At 37.1% G+C, this 18,875-nt stretch carries 19 protein-coding genes and 1 tRNA gene; 11 read left to right on the top strand and 9 right to left on the bottom strand.

Annotated elements, in window-relative coordinates:
- Positions 1–9: 9 nt before the first annotated feature.
- Both BLS38_RS06095 and BLS38_RS06090 read left to right on the top strand, forming a co-directional pair.
- A complete protein-coding gene (locus BLS38_RS06095; protein ID WP_092747733.1) occupies positions 10–840 on the top strand; it encodes a DUF1853 family protein in 831 nt (276 codons plus the stop codon).
- Between the two features lie 136 nt (positions 841–976).
- The gene (locus BLS38_RS06090; RefSeq protein WP_092747731.1) at positions 977–1,117 is read left to right on the top strand and encodes an entericidin A/B family lipoprotein; all 141 of its coding nucleotides are present in this window, start codon (positions 977–979) and stop codon (positions 1,115–1,117) included.
- Between the two features lie 306 nt (positions 1,118–1,423).
- Here the strand turns inward: BLS38_RS06090 and BLS38_RS06085 are convergent.
- The 4 genes from BLS38_RS06085 to BLS38_RS06070 form a co-directional block, all read right to left on the bottom strand.
- Positions 1,424–1,500, bottom strand: a tRNA-Met gene (locus BLS38_RS06085).
- Between the two features lie 101 nt (positions 1,501–1,601).
- A complete protein-coding gene (locus BLS38_RS06080) occupies positions 1,602–2,465 on the bottom strand; it encodes an EF-hand domain-containing protein (protein WP_092747729.1) in 864 nt (287 codons plus the stop codon).
- Positions 2,466–2,527: 62 nt separating this feature from the next.
- The gene (locus BLS38_RS06075; protein WP_092747727.1) at positions 2,528–4,753 is read right to left on the bottom strand and encodes a TonB-dependent hemoglobin/transferrin/lactoferrin family receptor; all 2,226 of its coding nucleotides are present in this window, start codon (positions 4,751–4,753) and stop codon (positions 2,528–2,530) included.
- A 306-nt stretch (positions 4,754–5,059) separates the two neighbouring features.
- Entirely contained in the window at positions 5,060–5,725 is a 666-nt protein-coding gene (locus tag BLS38_RS06070) for a YiaD family glycine zipper/OmpA-like lipoprotein (protein ID WP_092747725.1), read from the bottom strand.
- Between the two features lie 235 nt (positions 5,726–5,960).
- Between BLS38_RS06070 and BLS38_RS06065 the strand changes: the two genes are divergently transcribed.
- From BLS38_RS06065 to BLS38_RS06040, 6 genes are all read left to right on the top strand, one after another.
- Positions 5,961–6,890: an acyltransferase gene (locus BLS38_RS06065; RefSeq protein WP_092747723.1), complete on the top strand. Its 930-nt coding sequence runs from the start codon at positions 5,961–5,963 to the stop codon at positions 6,888–6,890.
- A gap of 18 nt (positions 6,891–6,908) precedes the next feature.
- A complete protein-coding gene (locus BLS38_RS06060) occupies positions 6,909–7,949 on the top strand; it encodes a hypothetical protein (RefSeq protein ID WP_092747721.1) in 1,041 nt (346 codons plus the stop codon).
- A gap of 100 nt (positions 7,950–8,049) precedes the next feature.
- On the top strand, positions 8,050–8,763 hold the full coding sequence (gene minC, locus BLS38_RS06055; protein ID WP_092747719.1) for a septum site-determining protein MinC: 714 nt from the start codon (positions 8,050–8,052) through the stop codon (positions 8,761–8,763).
- Between the two features lie 63 nt (positions 8,764–8,826).
- On the top strand, positions 8,827–9,639 hold the full coding sequence (gene minD / locus BLS38_RS06050; protein WP_092747717.1) for a septum site-determining protein MinD: 813 nt from the start codon (positions 8,827–8,829) through the stop codon (positions 9,637–9,639).
- A gap of 2 nt (positions 9,640–9,641) precedes the next feature.
- Positions 9,642–9,914, top strand: coding sequence for a cell division topological specificity factor MinE (gene minE / locus BLS38_RS06045; protein ID WP_092747715.1), 273 nt, complete (start codon positions 9,642–9,644; stop codon positions 9,912–9,914).
- Between the two features lie 83 nt (positions 9,915–9,997).
- Complete coding sequence (locus tag BLS38_RS06040) at positions 9,998–10,285, top strand: PA4642 family protein (protein WP_092747713.1); 288 nt, start codon at positions 9,998–10,000, stop codon at positions 10,283–10,285.
- Positions 10,286–10,320: 35 nt separating this feature from the next.
- Here BLS38_RS06040 and BLS38_RS06035 read toward each other — a convergent pair whose 3' ends face one another.
- From BLS38_RS06035 to BLS38_RS06025, 3 genes are all read right to left on the bottom strand, one after another.
- The gene (locus BLS38_RS06035; RefSeq protein WP_092747711.1) at positions 10,321–10,950 is read right to left on the bottom strand and encodes a LysE family transporter; all 630 of its coding nucleotides are present in this window, start codon (positions 10,948–10,950) and stop codon (positions 10,321–10,323) included.
- A 41-nt stretch (positions 10,951–10,991) separates the two neighbouring features.
- Complete coding sequence (locus BLS38_RS06030) at positions 10,992–13,916, bottom strand: DNA translocase FtsK (protein ID WP_092747709.1); 2,925 nt, start codon at positions 13,914–13,916, stop codon at positions 10,992–10,994.
- Between the two features lie 401 nt (positions 13,917–14,317).
- Entirely contained in the window at positions 14,318–15,208 is an 891-nt protein-coding gene (locus BLS38_RS06025) for an amino acid ABC transporter substrate-binding protein (protein WP_092747707.1), read from the bottom strand.
- 433 nt (positions 15,209–15,641) lie between these two features.
- Between BLS38_RS06025 and trxB the strand changes: the two genes are divergently transcribed.
- The 3 genes from trxB to BLS38_RS06010 all read left to right on the top strand — a co-directional run bounded on the left by trxB (position 15,642) and on the right by BLS38_RS06010 (position 18,240).
- Positions 15,642–16,598 (top strand): thioredoxin-disulfide reductase, encoded by a 957-nt coding sequence (trxB, locus tag BLS38_RS06020; protein ID WP_092747705.1) that lies wholly within the window; start codon positions 15,642–15,644, stop codon positions 16,596–16,598.
- Positions 16,599–16,666: 68 nt separating this feature from the next.
- A complete protein-coding gene (gene aat / locus BLS38_RS06015) occupies positions 16,667–17,404 on the top strand; it encodes a leucyl/phenylalanyl-tRNA--protein transferase (RefSeq protein ID WP_092747703.1) in 738 nt (245 codons plus the stop codon).
- Between the two features lie 20 nt (positions 17,405–17,424).
- The gene (locus tag BLS38_RS06010; RefSeq protein ID WP_092747701.1) at positions 17,425–18,240 is read left to right on the top strand and encodes an arginyltransferase; all 816 of its coding nucleotides are present in this window, start codon (positions 17,425–17,427) and stop codon (positions 18,238–18,240) included.
- Here the strand turns inward: BLS38_RS06010 and rimI are convergent, their stop codons facing one another.
- Together rimI and BLS38_RS06000 are read right to left on the bottom strand one after the other, a co-directional pair.
- Complete coding sequence (gene rimI, locus BLS38_RS06005) at positions 18,241–18,699, bottom strand: ribosomal protein S18-alanine N-acetyltransferase (RefSeq protein WP_092747699.1); 459 nt, start codon at positions 18,697–18,699, stop codon at positions 18,241–18,243. It abuts the gene before it with no gap.
- Between the two features lie 81 nt (positions 18,700–18,780).
- On the bottom strand, positions 18,781–18,875 hold a 95-nt coding region (locus BLS38_RS06000; protein ID WP_092748775.1), incomplete at its 5' end, for an EF-Tu C-terminal domain-related protein.

The following is an 18,875-nucleotide window of genomic DNA, read 5'->3' as shown; positions in this document are numbered from 1 at the left end:
AACTGCTCTATGTCTTTTTTTGAACCTTGGCAACAATATAAAACCCCTTGTGTTAGGCAATTGGCTTTTTGTATTGCTAGCCCCAATATTATCTCTAGTATTCCATCTGAGCTACCTATCAAGTATTCATTTCAACTACATGATCATATTTTTTGGCAAACTCAGTTCCTTCAGTATCAAACACGGTTAAATGAACTTGATCGTGACCCAACAGATTTGCTGTTATTTATAGCACAACTCAAAAGTACTCGCTTAGGCTTACGTTTTGAAAGATTCCTATTATTTTGGCTATGTGATGATAAATACCACAATTTCCAACTCATTGGACATAGTATCCAGCAAATTCAAGGCAAATCTACTTTGGGTGAGCTTGATTTTGTAATTTTTAACCGAGTTACTCGACAAATAGAACACTGGGAAGTGGCTATTAAATATTATCTAGCAGAATCTAGTTCATCGCTTGAACAATGGTATGGACTTAATAGAAATGATACGCTAGTAAGAAAACTACATCATTTCACTCAAAAACAATTTCAGTTCAATACATTAGATGAAAAACCCATCATGCAAAAATATGCAGTTTTAAAGGGACAACTCTACTACCCAATCAATCAACCTTTTTTAAAATCACCCAATTGGATATGCACCTTACGTAGAACAGGTTTTTGGGGGCATACCATAATAACACCTCTGTACCGTCTCACACGACAGGAATGGATTACAACCAATCTACAGCCAGCTCAACCTGCTCAGTGGTGGCATAATGGTTTATATTGTAATCAGGATCAAAACTTTTTTTATATGTATCGTCATTCTTTAAGGCCAATACTTTATAAGTAATGAAAATTGATATACATATTCAGTACACTACACACAAATTGAATACATTTTAGCCATAAAATATAATATTCATCCCAAGTAATATTGCTTATGATCTAAGTCACAGCAATAAAAAATTAATCTCTTGGAGAAGAAAATGAAAAAAGTAATTCTTGCGTCAATTGCAGCAACTGTTATGTTAGCTGGCTGTAACACTTTCCATGGTTTTGGACAAGATGTTTCTAAAGCTGGTAAAGCTGTATCAAACACAGCAACTAAAACTCAAGAAAAAATGTAAGCTTTCGCAGTGAACTCTTTTTGAGTTCAGCAAAAAAACTGAGTACCTTAGAATATCGTTTTTAAGGTGCTCTTTTTTTTAATAAGGTATATAAAGCTCTGTTTATGTGGAAAGGAACCTATTGATACCTGAACCATATTTTTTATAAAAAGGTAAATAGAAAAATTTGCACTTATTTATTTCTACATATCATCTGCGAAAATGCTTTAACGTAAAAAACCAACGCAAATGGCGTTGGTTTTTTGTAGGTTAATCAGAGCTATCTTTGCTTTGAAACAACCTATTTGTATCATTTTTTGCAATATATGGTGGCTATGACGGGACTCGAACCTGTGACCCCAGCATTATGAGTGCTGTGCTCTAACCAACTGAGCTACATAGCCATTTTGTGCATGCATTATCTATACTAATACCAGTAACGTCAACTACTTTACTGACACAAACGGTTAGCAAACAAACAAATAATCAGAATAAAAATATCAGTTTATTCATCTAACTCAATTTTCCCATTATTATTTTTATCCCAGTATTTAAATACTGATTCAGCAAAATGCTTAACATCTTTTTGACTGACTTGTGTTTTACCCTGTGCAATTGCTACAAACCGCTCATTATAAAATACGTTTAAACGTGCTTTTGCTTCTGCTGCATTTTGATCATAACGATGTGTAAACTCTGCAACATACTCTTCTTCAGAAAGACCCCAATCATGATTGGTATCTGTATCAGTAAATTGCTTTTCACGCTCTGTTAAAAACTGCGCCAATGTCACATATTTTTCACCTTGACCCTGTTGCTCAATAAAGCTATTTACATCTGTAGCAACAGGAATAGAGACTGCCATTTTAAACATAGCGCCACCATGCATACTTGATTTTTTTGTTTCAAGTTTTGCATCTTCTTCATTCACAATACCGTCTTGATTTTTATCAAAACTCTCAAAAGACTTCTCACCTATATCTTGAAACTCTTTCAGTGAAATTTTACCGTCTTTATTTTTATTAAGCACGCCAAATCGAACATGGGCTTGTTTAATTGATGCCTCTCTATGTGCTTGGATTGTATCATTAAGTTGTTGTTCTTCAAAAGCCACAAATTGAGATCGATCCACTTTTTTATACTGTTGAAAAAGTGATTGATATTGCAAAACAAATTTCTCAACAAACAGTTTTTTCGCAATAGAGGTTGCTTCTTTATCGCCCGATAGCTCTTTTACCCAACGACTTTGCGTTGCGTTAGCTGATTCAATTATACCTGCCGTAAAGATAGAAGGAACATTGTCTTGATGTGAAGCAAATGCCGTAGATACCGTAGCAAATAGAGCCAACGTAAGTATGCTTTTTTTCATAATACACCTATCAAAAAAACAGACGATACAGCACACCAATATGCCATATCGTCTATTTTCAATTAAAATTTAAATTCAACACTAGCAACAACATTACGACCTGGTAATGTTGCACGATCAATTGCGCTAGTATTTGTAAGTGTTGCAACAGTTGCATAATCCCAATACTTTTTATCAAAAATATTGTTCAATGCAACGTTAAAAGTCATGTACTTGTTCGCATTCCAATATGCAGTCAAGTCATTTACTACATAGCCTGGTACAGTTTTATAACTGCCCGTTGAACTCACAATACTACTGTCTTGTGATGCTTTTTTAGAATCAACAGCTGTTGTGGTAAAGCCTAAACCATATTTTTGTGCTGGATCGTCATACGCAAAAGTTAAGCTTGCTTTTTTAGGTTGTACTGAGTTAACGCCACCTTTTACGCCACTGTTGTTTTTAGACACACCTTTGGTCGTTCCTGCCACAAGTGCAAGGCTAATGCCATCGGCCTGCTCAACAAATTTTCCAATATCTGCACGGAATGAAACCTCTCCACCCCAAATATTGACATTAGCGACATTTTGGATTTGGTAAGTAAAACGATCTGTACCGACAGGTGTTTCGAGTTGTTTATAATCAATAAAATTCTTGTATTTGGTATAAAAACTTGTGACATCAAAGTGAATACCCTCTACAGGTGTCGTTTTTAAACCAATTTCAAATGCATCACTGGTTTCTTTTTTGAGGTCTGTATTACCTAAAATTGAATAGGTTGTTTGATCAAACGTCCCTACCATTTCAGTAGCACTTGGTACACGCGCGCCACGATTATACTTTGCATACGTATAGTAGTTTGGTGACAACTGGTATTCTAAAGTCACACTTGGTGCGTAATAGTCATTATTAACTTTAGATAGCTGATTTGCTTTGGCTGCAGAAGTCAAAACACTAGATGAGTTTTTAGGATCAAACTTTTCAAACTGATAGCGCAGCCCTGGGGTGATTTTGAAATCACGACCAGCCAATTGCCATTGCATTGTATCAGATACATACAGCGCATACTTATTGGTATCAGATTTGACCATACGATTTTGTACGGTCACCGTGCCATTTGGATTGTACTGTTGCCAAGGGCGGTCACTGTTGATTTGATTTACACTTAAACCATAAGTAATTTTATGGTTATTCACCTGTTTAAGTGCATTTAACAATAGACCATAATTGTCTTCAGTATAGTTATTATAAATCGTACGGTAGCCTTTTCCTGTCGAATAATATGCATACGTACGGTTATTATTTTTTGTTGCCTGATAGTATGCATTGGCATCTAGACGATCAAACAACACAAAGTCTTCAGGTGTAAAACGATAATCTAAAGCATAGCGATTACGCTGACCATCAATCGTTTGTGTTGCACCTTGTGGATACAAGCTACTGAGTAAGTCTGCACTGATAAAATTATTGGCCTGCTTTTTATAATAGTCAAAGGTGAAACCAATTTTTTGGTTTTCCGTAATATTCCAAAGTAACTTGGCTAAGATCGCATCTGAAGTCCAATCTGATGGATTGGTTGAGAGTGTTCCATTACTTTCAATGGCATGACCATCACGATGTGAATACGCAACAAGCCCCTTAACAACATCGTTACCTACCGCTCCTGTAGCAGAAGTAAACCATGCACTGTCTGCAGAGCTAAAGCCACTCTTTAGCGTACCTGCAACTTGTTTACCATTTTTCAAATAATCTTCTGGTGATTTGGTTTTAAATGTAACGCGACCGCCGATCCCTTCTGAGTTTGGGTTGGTTGTGCCGGACACCACAGAAACACTACTGAACATTTCTGGGTCGATAAAATCACGACCTGAGCTATAGCTATTACCTTTTGCACCATCTGGCTCAGGCGTTGCACTTGCAAGCTCAACCCCATCAACATCTAAACCAACACGGTTGGCATCGACACCGCGAATATTATAACCAGTTGTACCTGAACCATCCCACGCATTTCCTGAACCACTAGCTGCTTTCGGTGCATTTACCAGTGGTAAATACTTCACTATGCTCGCCATATCTGTTGCACCAGTACGGTCTAAATTGGTACGGTCAATCGTTACCACTGACTCAGGTACTGTATTTTTTTGTTCTGCATAGACTGTAATCACTGGCAAAGCCGTAGATTCAGTATTACTGTCAGCAGCAAAAACAGTGGTACTCGCTCCCGCTCCCATTAGTATTGCTAAACACATGGCTAAATGACTCGGTTTTATGTGTTTTACAGAAGAATTGGGATTTAAATATTCACGCATAAATACGACTCAACTCGAAAAATGGAGGTTTCGATGACGAAATCAGGTGGTTCACATATATTTTATATGTATCATCGAATGTAAATTATATAAATGATAATCATAATCAATACTATTTACCATTAATTTCAACCTTCAATGTGTGACTCAGAAGTCATTTAGTTATTATTTGTCTTGTTTTTATCCAGCGCAGGCCATTTTTGACACATATTTATTAATTTTTTGCACAAAAAAAACCTGCTCTACGAGCAGGGTTTTAATGAAGTATAAGTCTTAAAAGTGTTGTATTGCTTTTAAAATGTATTCTTATTGAGAAGCATAAATACTAATTTCTACACGGCGGTTTTGTTCGCGACCTGACGGTGTTGCATTTGATGCAATTGGGTTTGCTGCGCCATTACCTTGTGCATTTATTTTAGTACGCGGTACACCTTGGCTACCTAAATAACTTGCAACAGCTTGTGCACGTGCTTGTGATAAAGGAATATTAATCGAATCGTTACCTGTGTTATCAGTGTAACCTGTTACTAAAATTGCACTTTTATTATCTTCAGTTAATGTCTGTGCAACTTTATTTAATGTTGTATAAAAGTTTGGTTTAATTGTAGATTGGTTGGTATCAAAAGTAATGTTTCCGGGCATCACTAAGCCAACTGAACCATCTGCATTACGGTTAACATCTACGCCTGTACCTGCCATTTGCTCACGCAAACGTTGCTCTTTTTTATCTAGATATAAACCACCTGCACCACCTAGAATTGCACCAATAGCGGCAGCACGGTTATTTTGTGCTGAACTGTTTGCATTACCACGCGATAAGCCATAACCAGCAGCCGCACCAATAAGCGTACCTATGGCTGTTTTGTCGTATTGGCTAACACCGCTTCCATTACCACCTGCGCCAGTATTCATAGACTGACAGCCTGAAAGTGCTAATGCCCCAACAACAGTAGAAACAACTAATGCACGCATCGCATATCTCCTTGAGTTTTATTTAATATATAAGTCAATTATGAAACAGCGAATGCCAATGAAACATAACTTTTTTGTTAAAAAGCAGGGAGATTTTTAACAAACAAGTAACAGCAGTATAGTAGTTGGTAATAAAAGTTAATAAAAGTACGTATATTAGACAACTTTATGATTTTTTTTAACGAAATTGACATCATTCAGATTATTATGCTCTCAGGCTACTCTTAGGAAAACGATGCTTATGCAAACGAAAAAATCGAGCTTATTTAAAAAAGTAACACGTGGAATTACAATTGGGTCGGTTTTTACAGGCAATACTTTGCTTCATAGTTCTTCCATTTTAGCCTTAGGATTGACTAAGCTGGTTAAGCCCTCACCAAAGATTGATGAAACCAATGTCAATATTGCCAATAACTGGTTAACAATTAACAATTGGCTCATTGACCATGTTTTACCAGAAACACAATGGGATATACGCATTGACCCTAATTTAGACCTCCAATTAGATGGTCGTTATATTATGACGTGTAATCACCAAAGTTGGGTTGATACCACAGTAAACCAATACTTTGGACGTCCACGTATGCCCCTTACACGTTTCTTTACCAAATGGGAGCTGATTTTTATTCCACTTGTTGGGCAAGCCTTTAAAATTTTAGGCTTTCCTATGATGAAGCGTCATACAAAATCTCAAATTGCTAAAAACCCTGAGCTGAAACACCGTGACATCATGGAAGCGCGTAAGTCTTGTGAGCAATTACTTAGCCAGCCGTTCACATTACTCAATTATGTGGAAGGCACACGCTTTACCGCAGAAAAACATGCCAAACAAAAATCGCCTTACAAGCACCTACTTAAAGCGAAAGCAGGTGGTCTAGCCCTTGCAATTCATATTTTAGGTAAAAAAGTCGATAGTTTGGTGGATATGACCATTGTTTATCCAGACGGCGTACCCGATTATAGCGAGTTCTGGTTGGGTGAAGTACCTCGTATCGTCGTTCATTTACGTAAAATCGACATTCCTCAATGGATTTTAGAGGGTAACTATGAAGAAGACCGACAATTTCGTGCCCAATTTTACCAATGGCTAAGTCAAATTTGGCATGAGAAAGATGCCTTAATTGATGAAATCAAGACCCAATATCAGTGCAAAACTGCGCCTTAACACAATATAGATTTAAATATGTCAAAACTTACCCACAATAAATTCCACCATATCGATAAAGACTCTTGGCTGTGGAAGCTCTATTTAAGTTATGACATATTCATGATCATTATTATTTTTGTAAATTTGCTCTGTTTAATTGGTAATGCCATTTTAATGAGTCATTTTGCATATTGGTTCTTTGGCCTCATTCACCAATCAAATGCCATCGCATTTTATAAAGAAACCCTACACCCTTGGGTGGTCTTGACTGAAAGTTGGTTTATTTGCTTTTTAATTATAGAACTGCTGGTACGCTGGGGCGTGGCAATTGTACGTCAGCACTATACAAAATGGTTTTTCTTTCCGTTTGTACACTGGTACGAAGTTCTTGCTATTTTTCCACAACTACGGTTTTTAAGGTTACTACGTGCGGGTTTAATTATTTATCGGCTATACCAACTGGGCTACAAAGTTGTGCCTAGCAGTTGGTATAATAGTATACAGTTTTACTATAATGTAATCATTGAAGAAATTTCTGATCGTGTCGTGATTAACGTACTTGACGGCATCAAAAACGAATTAGATCACAGTAACACCCATAAGAAAATTATTCACAAGCTGGTAGAACACCATAAAAATTTATTCGCCCAGACGATTGCAGAGGTTTTACAAGAAAACCTAGCCGTTAATTTACAAAAACATCGCTCTGATATTAAAAAACATATGGGCGATATTGTTCAACAAGCCATTTCAAATACATCGGAAGTTCATCACTTATTACGCTTGTTTCCACTCATTGGTGGAAAAATAGAAGATCAAGTTCAACATCTAGGTAAACGACTTGCTGAGAATCTTACAGATCAGATTTTAGCCACACTCATCACAGGTTCTATAGAACAGCCCAATATGCTTTACACAGAAATTGCTCAAAAAGTAAGTAATATCAATATAAACAACCAATCTCTAGAGAAGTTAGTTGAATCTATTGTGTATGAAAGTTTAGAATCTATACAAAAGCAGGTAAAAGTGAAACAATGGCAAAATATTTTAAACGCGACTGAAAATAAAAATACATAATATCCTATATAAACATATATTTTATCTAAACATATGATATGTATTTTGGCTTCATTTTTAACTCATTTTCCCTAGCTGTAAGCTAATTGAAGGAAATATTATGGCAGATATTCGTGTTACTGGCAGAATGGTTAACTTTTCAAGAATAACCTTCGATACCAATGATGAACACCTCATACGCCAACAACTTACGAAAATACTTAATGATACTGCCTCATCTGGTGCGGTCATTATTATTGACAGTACAGTAGAACAAGAGCTTATTTCACTGATTCAACTTTTAGTCAGTTTAAACCTACAACCTATGGCTGTGATTGATGGTCTACTTAGTGCTCAAGCAAAAAGTATTCAGTTCCCCATTTTGCCTGCAGATCGCCCATTACAACGAATTAAATCTACTGAAGAACAACACATAACGGTAGATACAACACCCCAAGAAGCTAAGGAGCAGGCTTCGCCAACACAAAAAACTGTGGCGTATACAATATGCTATCATAACGAAATGTTACGTACAGGCCAATGCCTCGTACAAGACCACGGCGATGTCATTTTAAACACCAGTATGAATAGTGGCTCTGAAGTAATTTCTAGTGGTAACATTTATATTTATGGTGCAGCCAAAGGGCGTGTCATTGCAGGTGCAAGTGGTGATACTAAAGCACGTATTTTTTGCCAAGTATTAAATGCTGAACTCATCTCAATTGCAGGAACATATTGTATTTCGGAAGATATTCCATTACATGTACAAAAAAAAGCAGCACATATTTACTTAAATGATCAGCAAAAGCTTGTATTTGAAGCCTTAGAAATCTAATGTATAGACATGGGTTAAACTAAAAACTATTTACATATAATGACTAAGATAGGAGTGGATTCGGTGGCCAAAATTGTTGTCGTAACATCAGGCAAAGGTGGCGTAGGTAAAACTACAACAAGTGCATCTTTTGCAACAGGTTTAGCCTTACGTGGCCACAAAACAGTCGTTGTCGATTTTGATGTAGGATTGCGTAATTTAGACCTTATTATGGGTTGCGAGCGTAGAGTCGTTTATGACTTTGTCAATGTGATTCATAACGAAGCACGTTTACAACAAGCACTCATTCGAGATAAAGAGATTGAGAACTTATATACCTTACCTGCATCACAAACACGAGATAAAGATGCACTGACTGACGAGGGCGTTGCTCGTGTCATGGAAGAGCTGTCACAAGAGTTTGATTACATTGTATGTGACTCACCTGCAGGTATTGAGCGTGGTGCTATTTTAGCCATGTATTATGCAGATGAAGCCATTATTGTCACGAATCCTGAAATTTCATCTGTCCGAGATTCAGACCGAATTATTGGTATGCTGGACAGCAAAACAAAAAAAGTTGAACAAAACGAAGGTCGTATACGTAAGCACTTATGTATTACACGTTTCAACCCAGAACGTGCAGATCGCCAAGAAATGTTGACAATTGATGATATTTCTAAAGATATTTTACGCATTCCTACACTTGGGGTTATTCCTGAATGTGGCAGTGTTTTACAGGCATCTAACGAAGGTAAGCCTGTGATTTTATATACAGAAACACAAGCTGGCCAAGCCTATGATGACTTGATTGCACGTTTTCTTGGAGAAGAAAGACCGTACCGCCATATTACAGTCAAACCTAAGGGCTGGTTGGCACGTTTATTTGGAGCATAATCATGGCAGGATTCTGGAGTAAAGTTTTTGGTAACGATGATCGTCAAACCAGCGCTCAAACTGCAAAAGATCGTCTAAAAGTCATTGTTGCCTCAGAACAAGGGCTTGGGCGACGTTTAAGCCAAGATAAAATTGATCAAATGAAATTAGAGATCATGCAAGTGGTGAACCGCTATGTTCGTGGTGTAGACGAACAACATATTCAAATGCAAGTACGCTCTGAGGCCAACTTGGAAATGCTTGAAATGAATATCAATTTACCTGATGATCGTTAATCTGAATATTGATTAGCATCATTCAATATTTAAAGGCAAAATAAAGTACATTTATTTTGCCTTTTTTATTTGAGGAGCCAGCCATGGCGGTGTCACAGCCAGCAACATTTAACGAAGGGTGGTCAGATGAGCGAGTATTTGCTTACTTAGGTCATGTTCCACCAGAAGGTATAAATGCAGATTTTTATGTGCTATATAATGCATTTAAACACATGCGTGCATATGACTTTGAGCGACTTTTAACCCAGTTTAAACAAGATGGTCGAGATATTTTAGCTCAAGATACACAAGGGCAAAATATTTACCAAGTGATTTCTAATTTTCCAAAACAAAGAGATGAATTTCTAGTCGTCTTAAAAAAATTTATGTAAACAAAAGGCCTTGTTGATTAAAACAAGGCCTTTCTTTATGAGCGATTATTAAGCAAAAATAAACCAAATAGGGTAAATAATCCACCAGATAGTCCGTCAATCCAGCGAATAGAACGTTGGTAAAATGCTTTACAACGTGGGAGAGAAAAAACAAAAGTTACGACAAAAAACCATAAAAATGTTTCGGCAACAACAATCAAAAATAATAAGAAATGAGCATTTTTTAAAACAGGGTTTGCTAGAAATAAAGTAAATACGCTCCCAAAATAAATAATCGCTTTTGGGTTCGACAAGTTGGTTAAAAATCCTTTAAAAAAGAAATGCCACAGACTGGCCTCAGCACCTAAAATATCTTTTTGTTCTGCGGTGCTTTCGGTCTTACTGAAAGCTGAACGTAATAATTGAATACCCAACCATGTTAAATAAGCACCGCCGCCAATAAACATAACTTGCTTTAGCCATACCACTTGCTCAAATAAAATATTTAAGCCAAGTAGTGTTAGCGTGACCCAAAACACTACGCCTGCTGTTACGCCTAGCACGATGGCTAAGGCTGCTTTACGTGAACGACTCACTGCAGTTTGCGTCACCAGAAAAAAATCTGGCCCGGGTGTGAGTAATGCACATAAGTTAATCAGTGCAAGAGTGAATAGTGCAGCAAACATTGAATATTTTACCTTATTTAAATCAGAACAATAAAAATATATTATACCAAAATATCACGTTTACCATTTGCACCCATTGCACTCACAATGCCATTTTCTTCCATACTGTCAATTAAACGGGCTGCCCGATTGTAACCTAAACTAAATTTACGCTGTATAGACGATGCAGTGGCTTTACGCGTTTCGAGTACAAAGGCCACAGCTTGATCATACAACACATCTGTATCTGGGTTAGACTCACCATCTTCGCCACCACTACCTCTAGATGTAGTTTCTTCATCATACGGCGTTAAAATTTCATCCACATAATTTGGATCACCACGCTCTCGCCATGCATCACAAATACGGTTTACTTCATCATCGCTAATAAATGCGCCATGCACACGTTCAGGTTCAATCTTACCCGGCCCTAAAAACAACATATCACCATGTCCAAGTAAGTCCTCTGCTCCACCTGCATCTAAAATAGTACGGGAGTCAATTTTACTATTTACACGTAATGCTACACGGGTTGGAATATTGGCTTTAATTAAGCCTGTAATCACATCTACAGAAGGTCTTTGCGTTGCAAGTAGCAAGTGAATACCTGCCGCACGTGACTTTTGTGCCAAACGAGTAATCATTTCTTCGGCTTTTTTACCCACTTGCATAATCATGTCTGCAAATTCATCAGCGACAATCACAATCATCGGCAAAGTTTGTAAACGTGGTGCTCTTTCTTGTGTGGCAGAATCACTTGGTTTCCACGTTGGGTCAATCAAGTCTTCACCTGACATGATTGCTTCTTTCACCTTTCGGTTGTAGTCCACAATTTTACGTACTTTTAAAAATGACATCAGCTTATAACGGCGTTCCATTTCATTGACACACCAATTCAGTGCACTCACAGCATCTTTCATATCCGTGACCACAGGTGTAAGCAAATGTGGAATATCGCTATAGTTGGCAAGCTCTAGCTGTTTAGGATCAATTAAAATCAAACGTAAATCATTTGGCGTATATTTAAGCAACATCGACAAAATCATGGCATTCACTGCCACAGACTTACCTGAGCCTGTTGTGCCTGCAACGAGCATATGCGGTGCTTTTGCCAAATCGGCCAATACAGGGCGGCCAGAAATATCTTTACCCATGGCGACACTAATTAAATTATTAGGGTTTAAGTATTCTTCTGTATCTAACAGTTCTGTTAAACGTACCATTTCACGGCTACTATTTGGTACTTCAATCCCAATATATGGCTTGCCCGGAATCACTTCCACCACACGCACCGAAGCCATAGACATTGAACGTGCCAAATCTCTAGAAATATTCGTCACTTTAGAGGCTTTTACCCCAGGTGCTAAATCTAGCTCAAACCGCGTTACGACTGGGCCTGGTTGTGCTTCAACCACTTTTGCTTTGACATTAAACTCTTGTAACTTTATTTCTAACAATTCAGACAATCGAGCCAGTTGTTCTTCAGTAAAGTTAATTTTTTTATTGGGATCAACTTTATCAAGTAATGTTTTTTCTGGAATTGCAGATAACCCACTACGCTTTTTAACTACCTGCATCGCACGTGACATTGGACGACCATGTGCATCGGTCAGTGGCGCATCTAGATCATCGTCCTCTGGTTCAGGTGTACCTGCTGTTTCTTGCCATGCATCAGCAAATTCTTGTTTAGATAAACTTGGGTTAAGTTCTGTTTTAATATGAGGTTGCACAAATGCAGAAGATTGTGCATAGCTCGTTGTTGTTTTTTCTACTGTTTGATGCTGTATCTTTTGAGTAGGTGTCGGTGTGTCTGTCGCTAATAATTTTTCAATATCTTGTAAGTGCTCATCATCTTTTTTTATCTCTAAATTCAATGATGTATCTAGATCTGTTTGTTGGTGTTCGGGTGTACTTTGTGCATAAGTAATCGTTGTTTCTTGTTGATGCTGTGGTACAGAGTCTAGTAGCTCATTAAAAATTTGCTCATCATTCCAGTCTAAACCAACTTTTTTGGATACTATTTCAGACTCAGAATGCGTAGCCTGTTGCTGATCTTCTGCGAGTTTCAATAATGCATCTATGTCTTGTTGATGCTGTTCAACATGTTGTGGATCTAAAGCTTTCCAAACGCTACCTGTTTCCACTGTTTTTTGTGATGATGCTGATAAATGATCAGCAACTTGAGTTGATTCAGGCGGTGTTATTGCTTCAGATACTAAACCTACAGTGCCCTGCTCTTGTTTAACCAAATTTGCAAATAATTTTTCAGCTGTAGGATCATTTTGAACTGTTGATACAGTAGTTGGTACAGCTTCCACCTGTTCATTATTTTCGAATTGCTTTTTTTGAGCCTCAACAATAGGTTCTGTACGTTGTTTTTTAAATGTCAGATCATGATCTGCTTCACTTTCAGGTACATTTCGGTAAAATAAATCTTGTAGATAATGTGGTGTCGCTTTAAGTGTTGCCCATGTTTTATGCCATTGTATTCCAAAAGCCAAAGTAAAAAGCATAAGCCATAGCACAAGTAAGAACACACTTGCACCATAAATGGTCACCAATTGGGTCAAATTAGCGCCAATTTCGTAACCAATGATTCCTCCAGATGCATTATCTAGAGCATCATTTGGAATATGCCAAAATAAATACAGCAGCGTTGCGGTCGCCAATAAGATAAAAAACTGTGCCGCATAACGAAATGGTCTGCTTAAAAAGCTATGAGGCCACCATAATTGTATTGCTTCTATGAAAAAGAACAATGGGATGAGTAAACTTGCCCAACCTAAGAACCCAAAAAGTAAATCTGCAATCCAAGCCCCTGCAACACCACTTGCGTTCGAAACTTGTTGAGTGTCACTAGAAATATGCATCCAACCTGGGTCAAATGGCGTATACGTTACTGTTGCTAAAAATAAATATATGCCAAAAGAAACCAAGAATAATGTAGTAATGAAACGCTGTGCATATACACTTGACACCGCAGTCATACACTTTCCTGTTATTAGTAAATTGATAAAATTGAATAAAAGTAAATTACTTTTTATAAGTTGACCAAGTATAGCTAAACTCTAAAGTCAATAACACATAAATATATCTCAAAAGAGGCTGTGGTCAGTACATATTATGTAATACTTTGGTGCGTTTTATCATTTAAAAACTAGACAGTATAAATATAAATAGATTGTGAAATCTAAGCAGATAAAGCGTGTTCTATTATTGCGCTACTTCGACCAGTAAAGACCTATTTTTAGCCCAGTCATTGTATACTTTACGGATTGGATAAAATACAAGCGTCTTTATATTTGATTCAATCAATCTATTGAAAAAAACAGGATTATACAAAGATGATTACAAACCATCTTTGCACAATAACAATAAAATTAAGCCTCTAAGCAATGCCTGAATCTGTCGGATGAGCTTTTAAATTCTTAAATGAATCACTTTGCGGCATGTTTAAGTTCATGTTTTTAGGTGGGATTGGTGACTGGAACCACTTTTTATACAACTTATCCATTTGTCCTGATTTCCACATACCTGTCACAACACGGTCCGTCAATGCTTTCATTTTTGTATCGCCTTTGGCCAACATAATGCCATAAGGTTCATAAGATAAAATTGGCCCTACAATTGCAAACTCTTTTGGATTTGGTGATTTAGCAATTAAACCTGCAAGTGTGTTGTCATCCATAACAAAAGCTTCTGCTTTGCCTGAAGCAAGCATTGCAAATGAGTCGGCATGGTCTTTCCCATAGACATTTTTAACGTTAACTTGCTGCCCTCTTTCATTGAGCTTAATATATTTATCAGAAGTGGTTCCTTGTGTTGTCACAACCGTTCTTCCATCTAAATCTGCAATTCTATTTACACCAGAATTAGCTTTCACAGCCATACGAACTTCTGTCACATAATAATTGGTAGAAAAGCTCACTTGTTGCTGTCTCGGTTTCGTATTCGTTGTTGTGCCACACTCTAGGTCAATGTTTCCTTGTAAAAGTTCTGGAATGCGGTTAGCTGATGTTACGGCCTTATATTCAACATGCAAGTTCGGCATATTGAGTTCTTTTTTTACTTCATCTATAACACTCTTACAAATATCTACAGCATATCCCATTGCTTTACCATCAACAGTATAAGAGATTGGATCAGATGATTCTCTATGCCCTACAACCACTTTACCACTTGTTTTTATTTTTTCTAAGGTATCAGTCGCGTGTGCTGTACCAATTAAAGTCGTACAAAGACATGTTGAAACCAATGTAAATTTAGATAAAAAACTCATTAAAAACCCCTGTTTTGAAGTGTATTTCAATATTTATAACGCAACACCATTAACCTAATACTACATAATTTATCAATAAGCCATATATTAAAAAATACATTACGTACAGGTAAAAGATACATTACAGATTATATAAGCCTATGACTCACATAATATCTAAAACATAGCAGATCACATCATACAAATGACTAAAAAAGAAATTACTTGCCATAATAATCTAGCAAGAATCAATCCAATTTAGAAAATTTTCTAAGATAAGTTTAATGTAGATGTAAGCAATTTTATTTTATATTGTAAGCCTATATGTAATTTATAGACTAGATCATTGAAAACGATTTAATCCATCAATCATACATACAATCCTCTACACAAAATCAACTCACTTTCACGTATAATTTATAAAAATATTGACGTATCAATCAAGGAATAAATTATGAGTGCTCGTCATTCACGCTTAATTATATTAGGTTCAGGCCCTGCAGGTTACACAGCAGCGGTATATGCTGCACGTGCTAACCTCAAGCCAACATTGATTGCAGGATTACAGCTTGGTGGACAACTTACAACTACGACAGAAGTCGACAACTGGCCAGGGGATCCTGAAGGCCTCACAGGTCCTGTACTTATGGACCGTATGCAAGCGCATGCTGAACGTTTTGGTACAGAACTGGTATATGACCATATTAATGAAATAGACACCCAAAACCGTCCATTTACCCTTAAAGGAGATATGGGCGAATACACTTGTGATGCTTTAATTATTGCCACAGGTGCAACTGCCCAATACTTAGGTCTTGAATCTGAACAAAAATTCATGGGCCAAGGCGTAAGCGCATGTGCAACCTGTGATGGGTTTTTCTACAAAAACCAAAACGTGATGGTTGTTGGTGGCGGTAATACCGCTGTAGAAGAAGCGCTCTATTTATCTAACATTACTGCGCATGTGACATTAGTACACCGTCGTGATAGCTTACGCTCAGAGAAAATTTTACAAGACCACCTTTTCGAAAAAGAAAAAGAAGGTAAAATTTCAATCATTTGGAACCATCAAGTAGATGAAGTACTTGGCGACCAAACTGGTGTGACAGCTGTGCAATTAAAATCCACACAAGATGACTCAACCCAAAGAGTAGATGTACAAGGTTTATTTGTTGCGATTGGACATAAACCAAATACAGAAATGTTTAAAGATCAATTGAAGCTTCGTGATGGTTATATTCAAATTGCGAGTGGTACATCTGGTAATGCAACTGCAACTTCTGTAGCTGGTGTATTTGCTGCAGGGGATGTTGCAGATAGCGTATATCGCCAAGCGATTACCTCTGCTGCATCAGGTTGCATGGCAGCTCTAGATGCAGAAAAGTATTTAGACAGCCTCGCATCACACTAAAAAACAAGAGGTCGTATATTTCATACGACCTCTTCACTTCCCCTACCTATTGTCTGACATTCGCATCTATGCAAAATACTATCGCGCCATCACAATACGGTTTTCCCGACCCAATCTCAACAGACCCAGATGGACAAGGATTAATTTGTATTGGTGCAGACTTACATATTTCTACACTTTTTGAAGCATACCAAAATGGATTATTTCCGTGGTTTAACGAAGATGATCCTATTTGCTGGTGGTGTCCCGAACCACGCTGTATTATTGAACCCACGTACTATAAACCCAGTAAATCACTACTGCGTAATATGAAAAAATACAACTACCATATTACTGTGAATCATGCCTTTGAACAGGTCATTCGCCAATGTTCCATGCCCAGAAGCTATAGCCAAGAAACTTGGATTAGTGAAGATATTATTCAAGGATACACTGACCTATTTCATGCGGGCTTTGGCTACAGTATAGAAGTATGGCAAGAGCAAGAGCTTATTGGTGGATTATATGGTGTCAATATTGGTCAAGGTTGCTTTGGTGAGTCGATGTTTAGCACTAAAACTGATGTGTCCAAAATGGCTTTTTATGTATTAATGCTGATTGGACAACAAGAAAACCTAGAGTGGATCGATTGCCAGCTCGAAAATGATCACCTTATGCGCCTAGGTGCAACTACGATCTCTCGTGAACAATACCTAAAATCATTAAAATATGTAACAAAACAACCGCAAATAGATTGGCAAAAATATCAAGACAGTGTATTTTCAATAGGTAGCATTGCAAAAAACAAACAACTACTCATTGAGTAAATAACGAAGAGGACCAATAAGTGAATACCTATAATTCAAAGTTCTCCTTAGCTGAACTTCAATACTTCCTCAGCCCATCCCACGACTGTAGCTATTTAAGTTATAAACCATCTCGTATGGTTTTTTTAGATCCAACACAAAAAATTGATGTATTAACATTATCAGATTTATCTCGAACTGGTTTTCGCCGAAGTGGCGACTACGTTTATAAACCTGAATGCCACTCATGCAGGCAGTGTTTATCTTGTCGCATTGTTGTTGATGTCTTCCAAATGAACAGCCAACAAAAAAAAACATGGAAGAAAAATAAAGATTTAGAGATGAAAATTCGACCTGTATCTCAGGCAACGACAGCACACTACAAACTTTACGAAAAATATATTAATGCTCGCCATCAAGATGGTGATATGTATCCTCCAAGTCCTGAGCAATTTAAAAGCTTTTTAGTCAATAGCTGTACAGAAAGCTTTTTCTTAGAATTATGGAAAGAACAACAACTGATTAGTGTTGCTACTTGTGATGTACTTGATGACGGCCTTTCTGCTGTGTACACTTTTTTTGACCCTGAAGAAAGCAGAAGATCTTTAGGTGTATTCACCATACTTAAGCAAATTGAATACGTTCAATCATTAAATTTAGATTTTGTTTATTTAGGTTATTGGGTTCCCCACTCTAAAAAAATGAATTATAAATCGCAATATTTACCTTTTGACTTGCTCATTGATGGTGAGTGGCGAAACTTTAACAAATCACTTACAGATGAAGAGGTTGTCAAACTTGGTGAATCTCTCATGCACAAATTTCCAGCAAACTGGCAAGATATTATCGAGCAATAACTAAGAAAATAAAGCTTGAAAGTCATCACTACAAGATTTCACCATAATTACAGCATGTTCTTTTCCACCTTTAGATTGTGGGTAGTAATTTTTCCTTAAATCTATTTGATGAAATCCGGACTTTTCATATAGTGCTATTGCCACTACATTACTTTCACGTACTTCTAAAAAGATCTGTACAGGCGAGTTCTTTAATTGATCGATAGATTCTATTAATAGTTCGTATCCCAAACCTTGACCTTGCATATCTGTATCAATTGCCATGAGTAGTAAATTGGCTTCATCTAAAACAGGCTGTAAAATACAAAAGCCACAAACTTTTTGATTTATTTCAATTACAGTTGATACATAAATTTCAACAGCTTCTGCAAACTGTTGCTTAGACCATGGATGTGATTGTACTTTTAATTCAATGTCATAAACGGTGTTTACATCTTCTTTTGTCATTTTTCGAATCATTTTTATCTCATATAATACTTATAAATAGATAATGGCATAAAAAAACGCCCCTAAATAGGAGCGTTTTTTTACTGGGGAGTGTTATGCAATAACTTTAGCAACAACACCAGCACCAACAGTACGACCACCTTCACGGATCGCAAAACGTAGACCTGAGTCCATTGCAATCGGGTGAA

Origin of the sequence: Acinetobacter boissieri (genome assembly GCF_900096955.1) — a bacterium.
Classification (GTDB): Bacteria; Pseudomonadota; Gammaproteobacteria; order Pseudomonadales; family Moraxellaceae; genus Acinetobacter; species Acinetobacter boissieri.
This window is presented reverse-complemented; position numbering and strand designations above follow the sequence as displayed.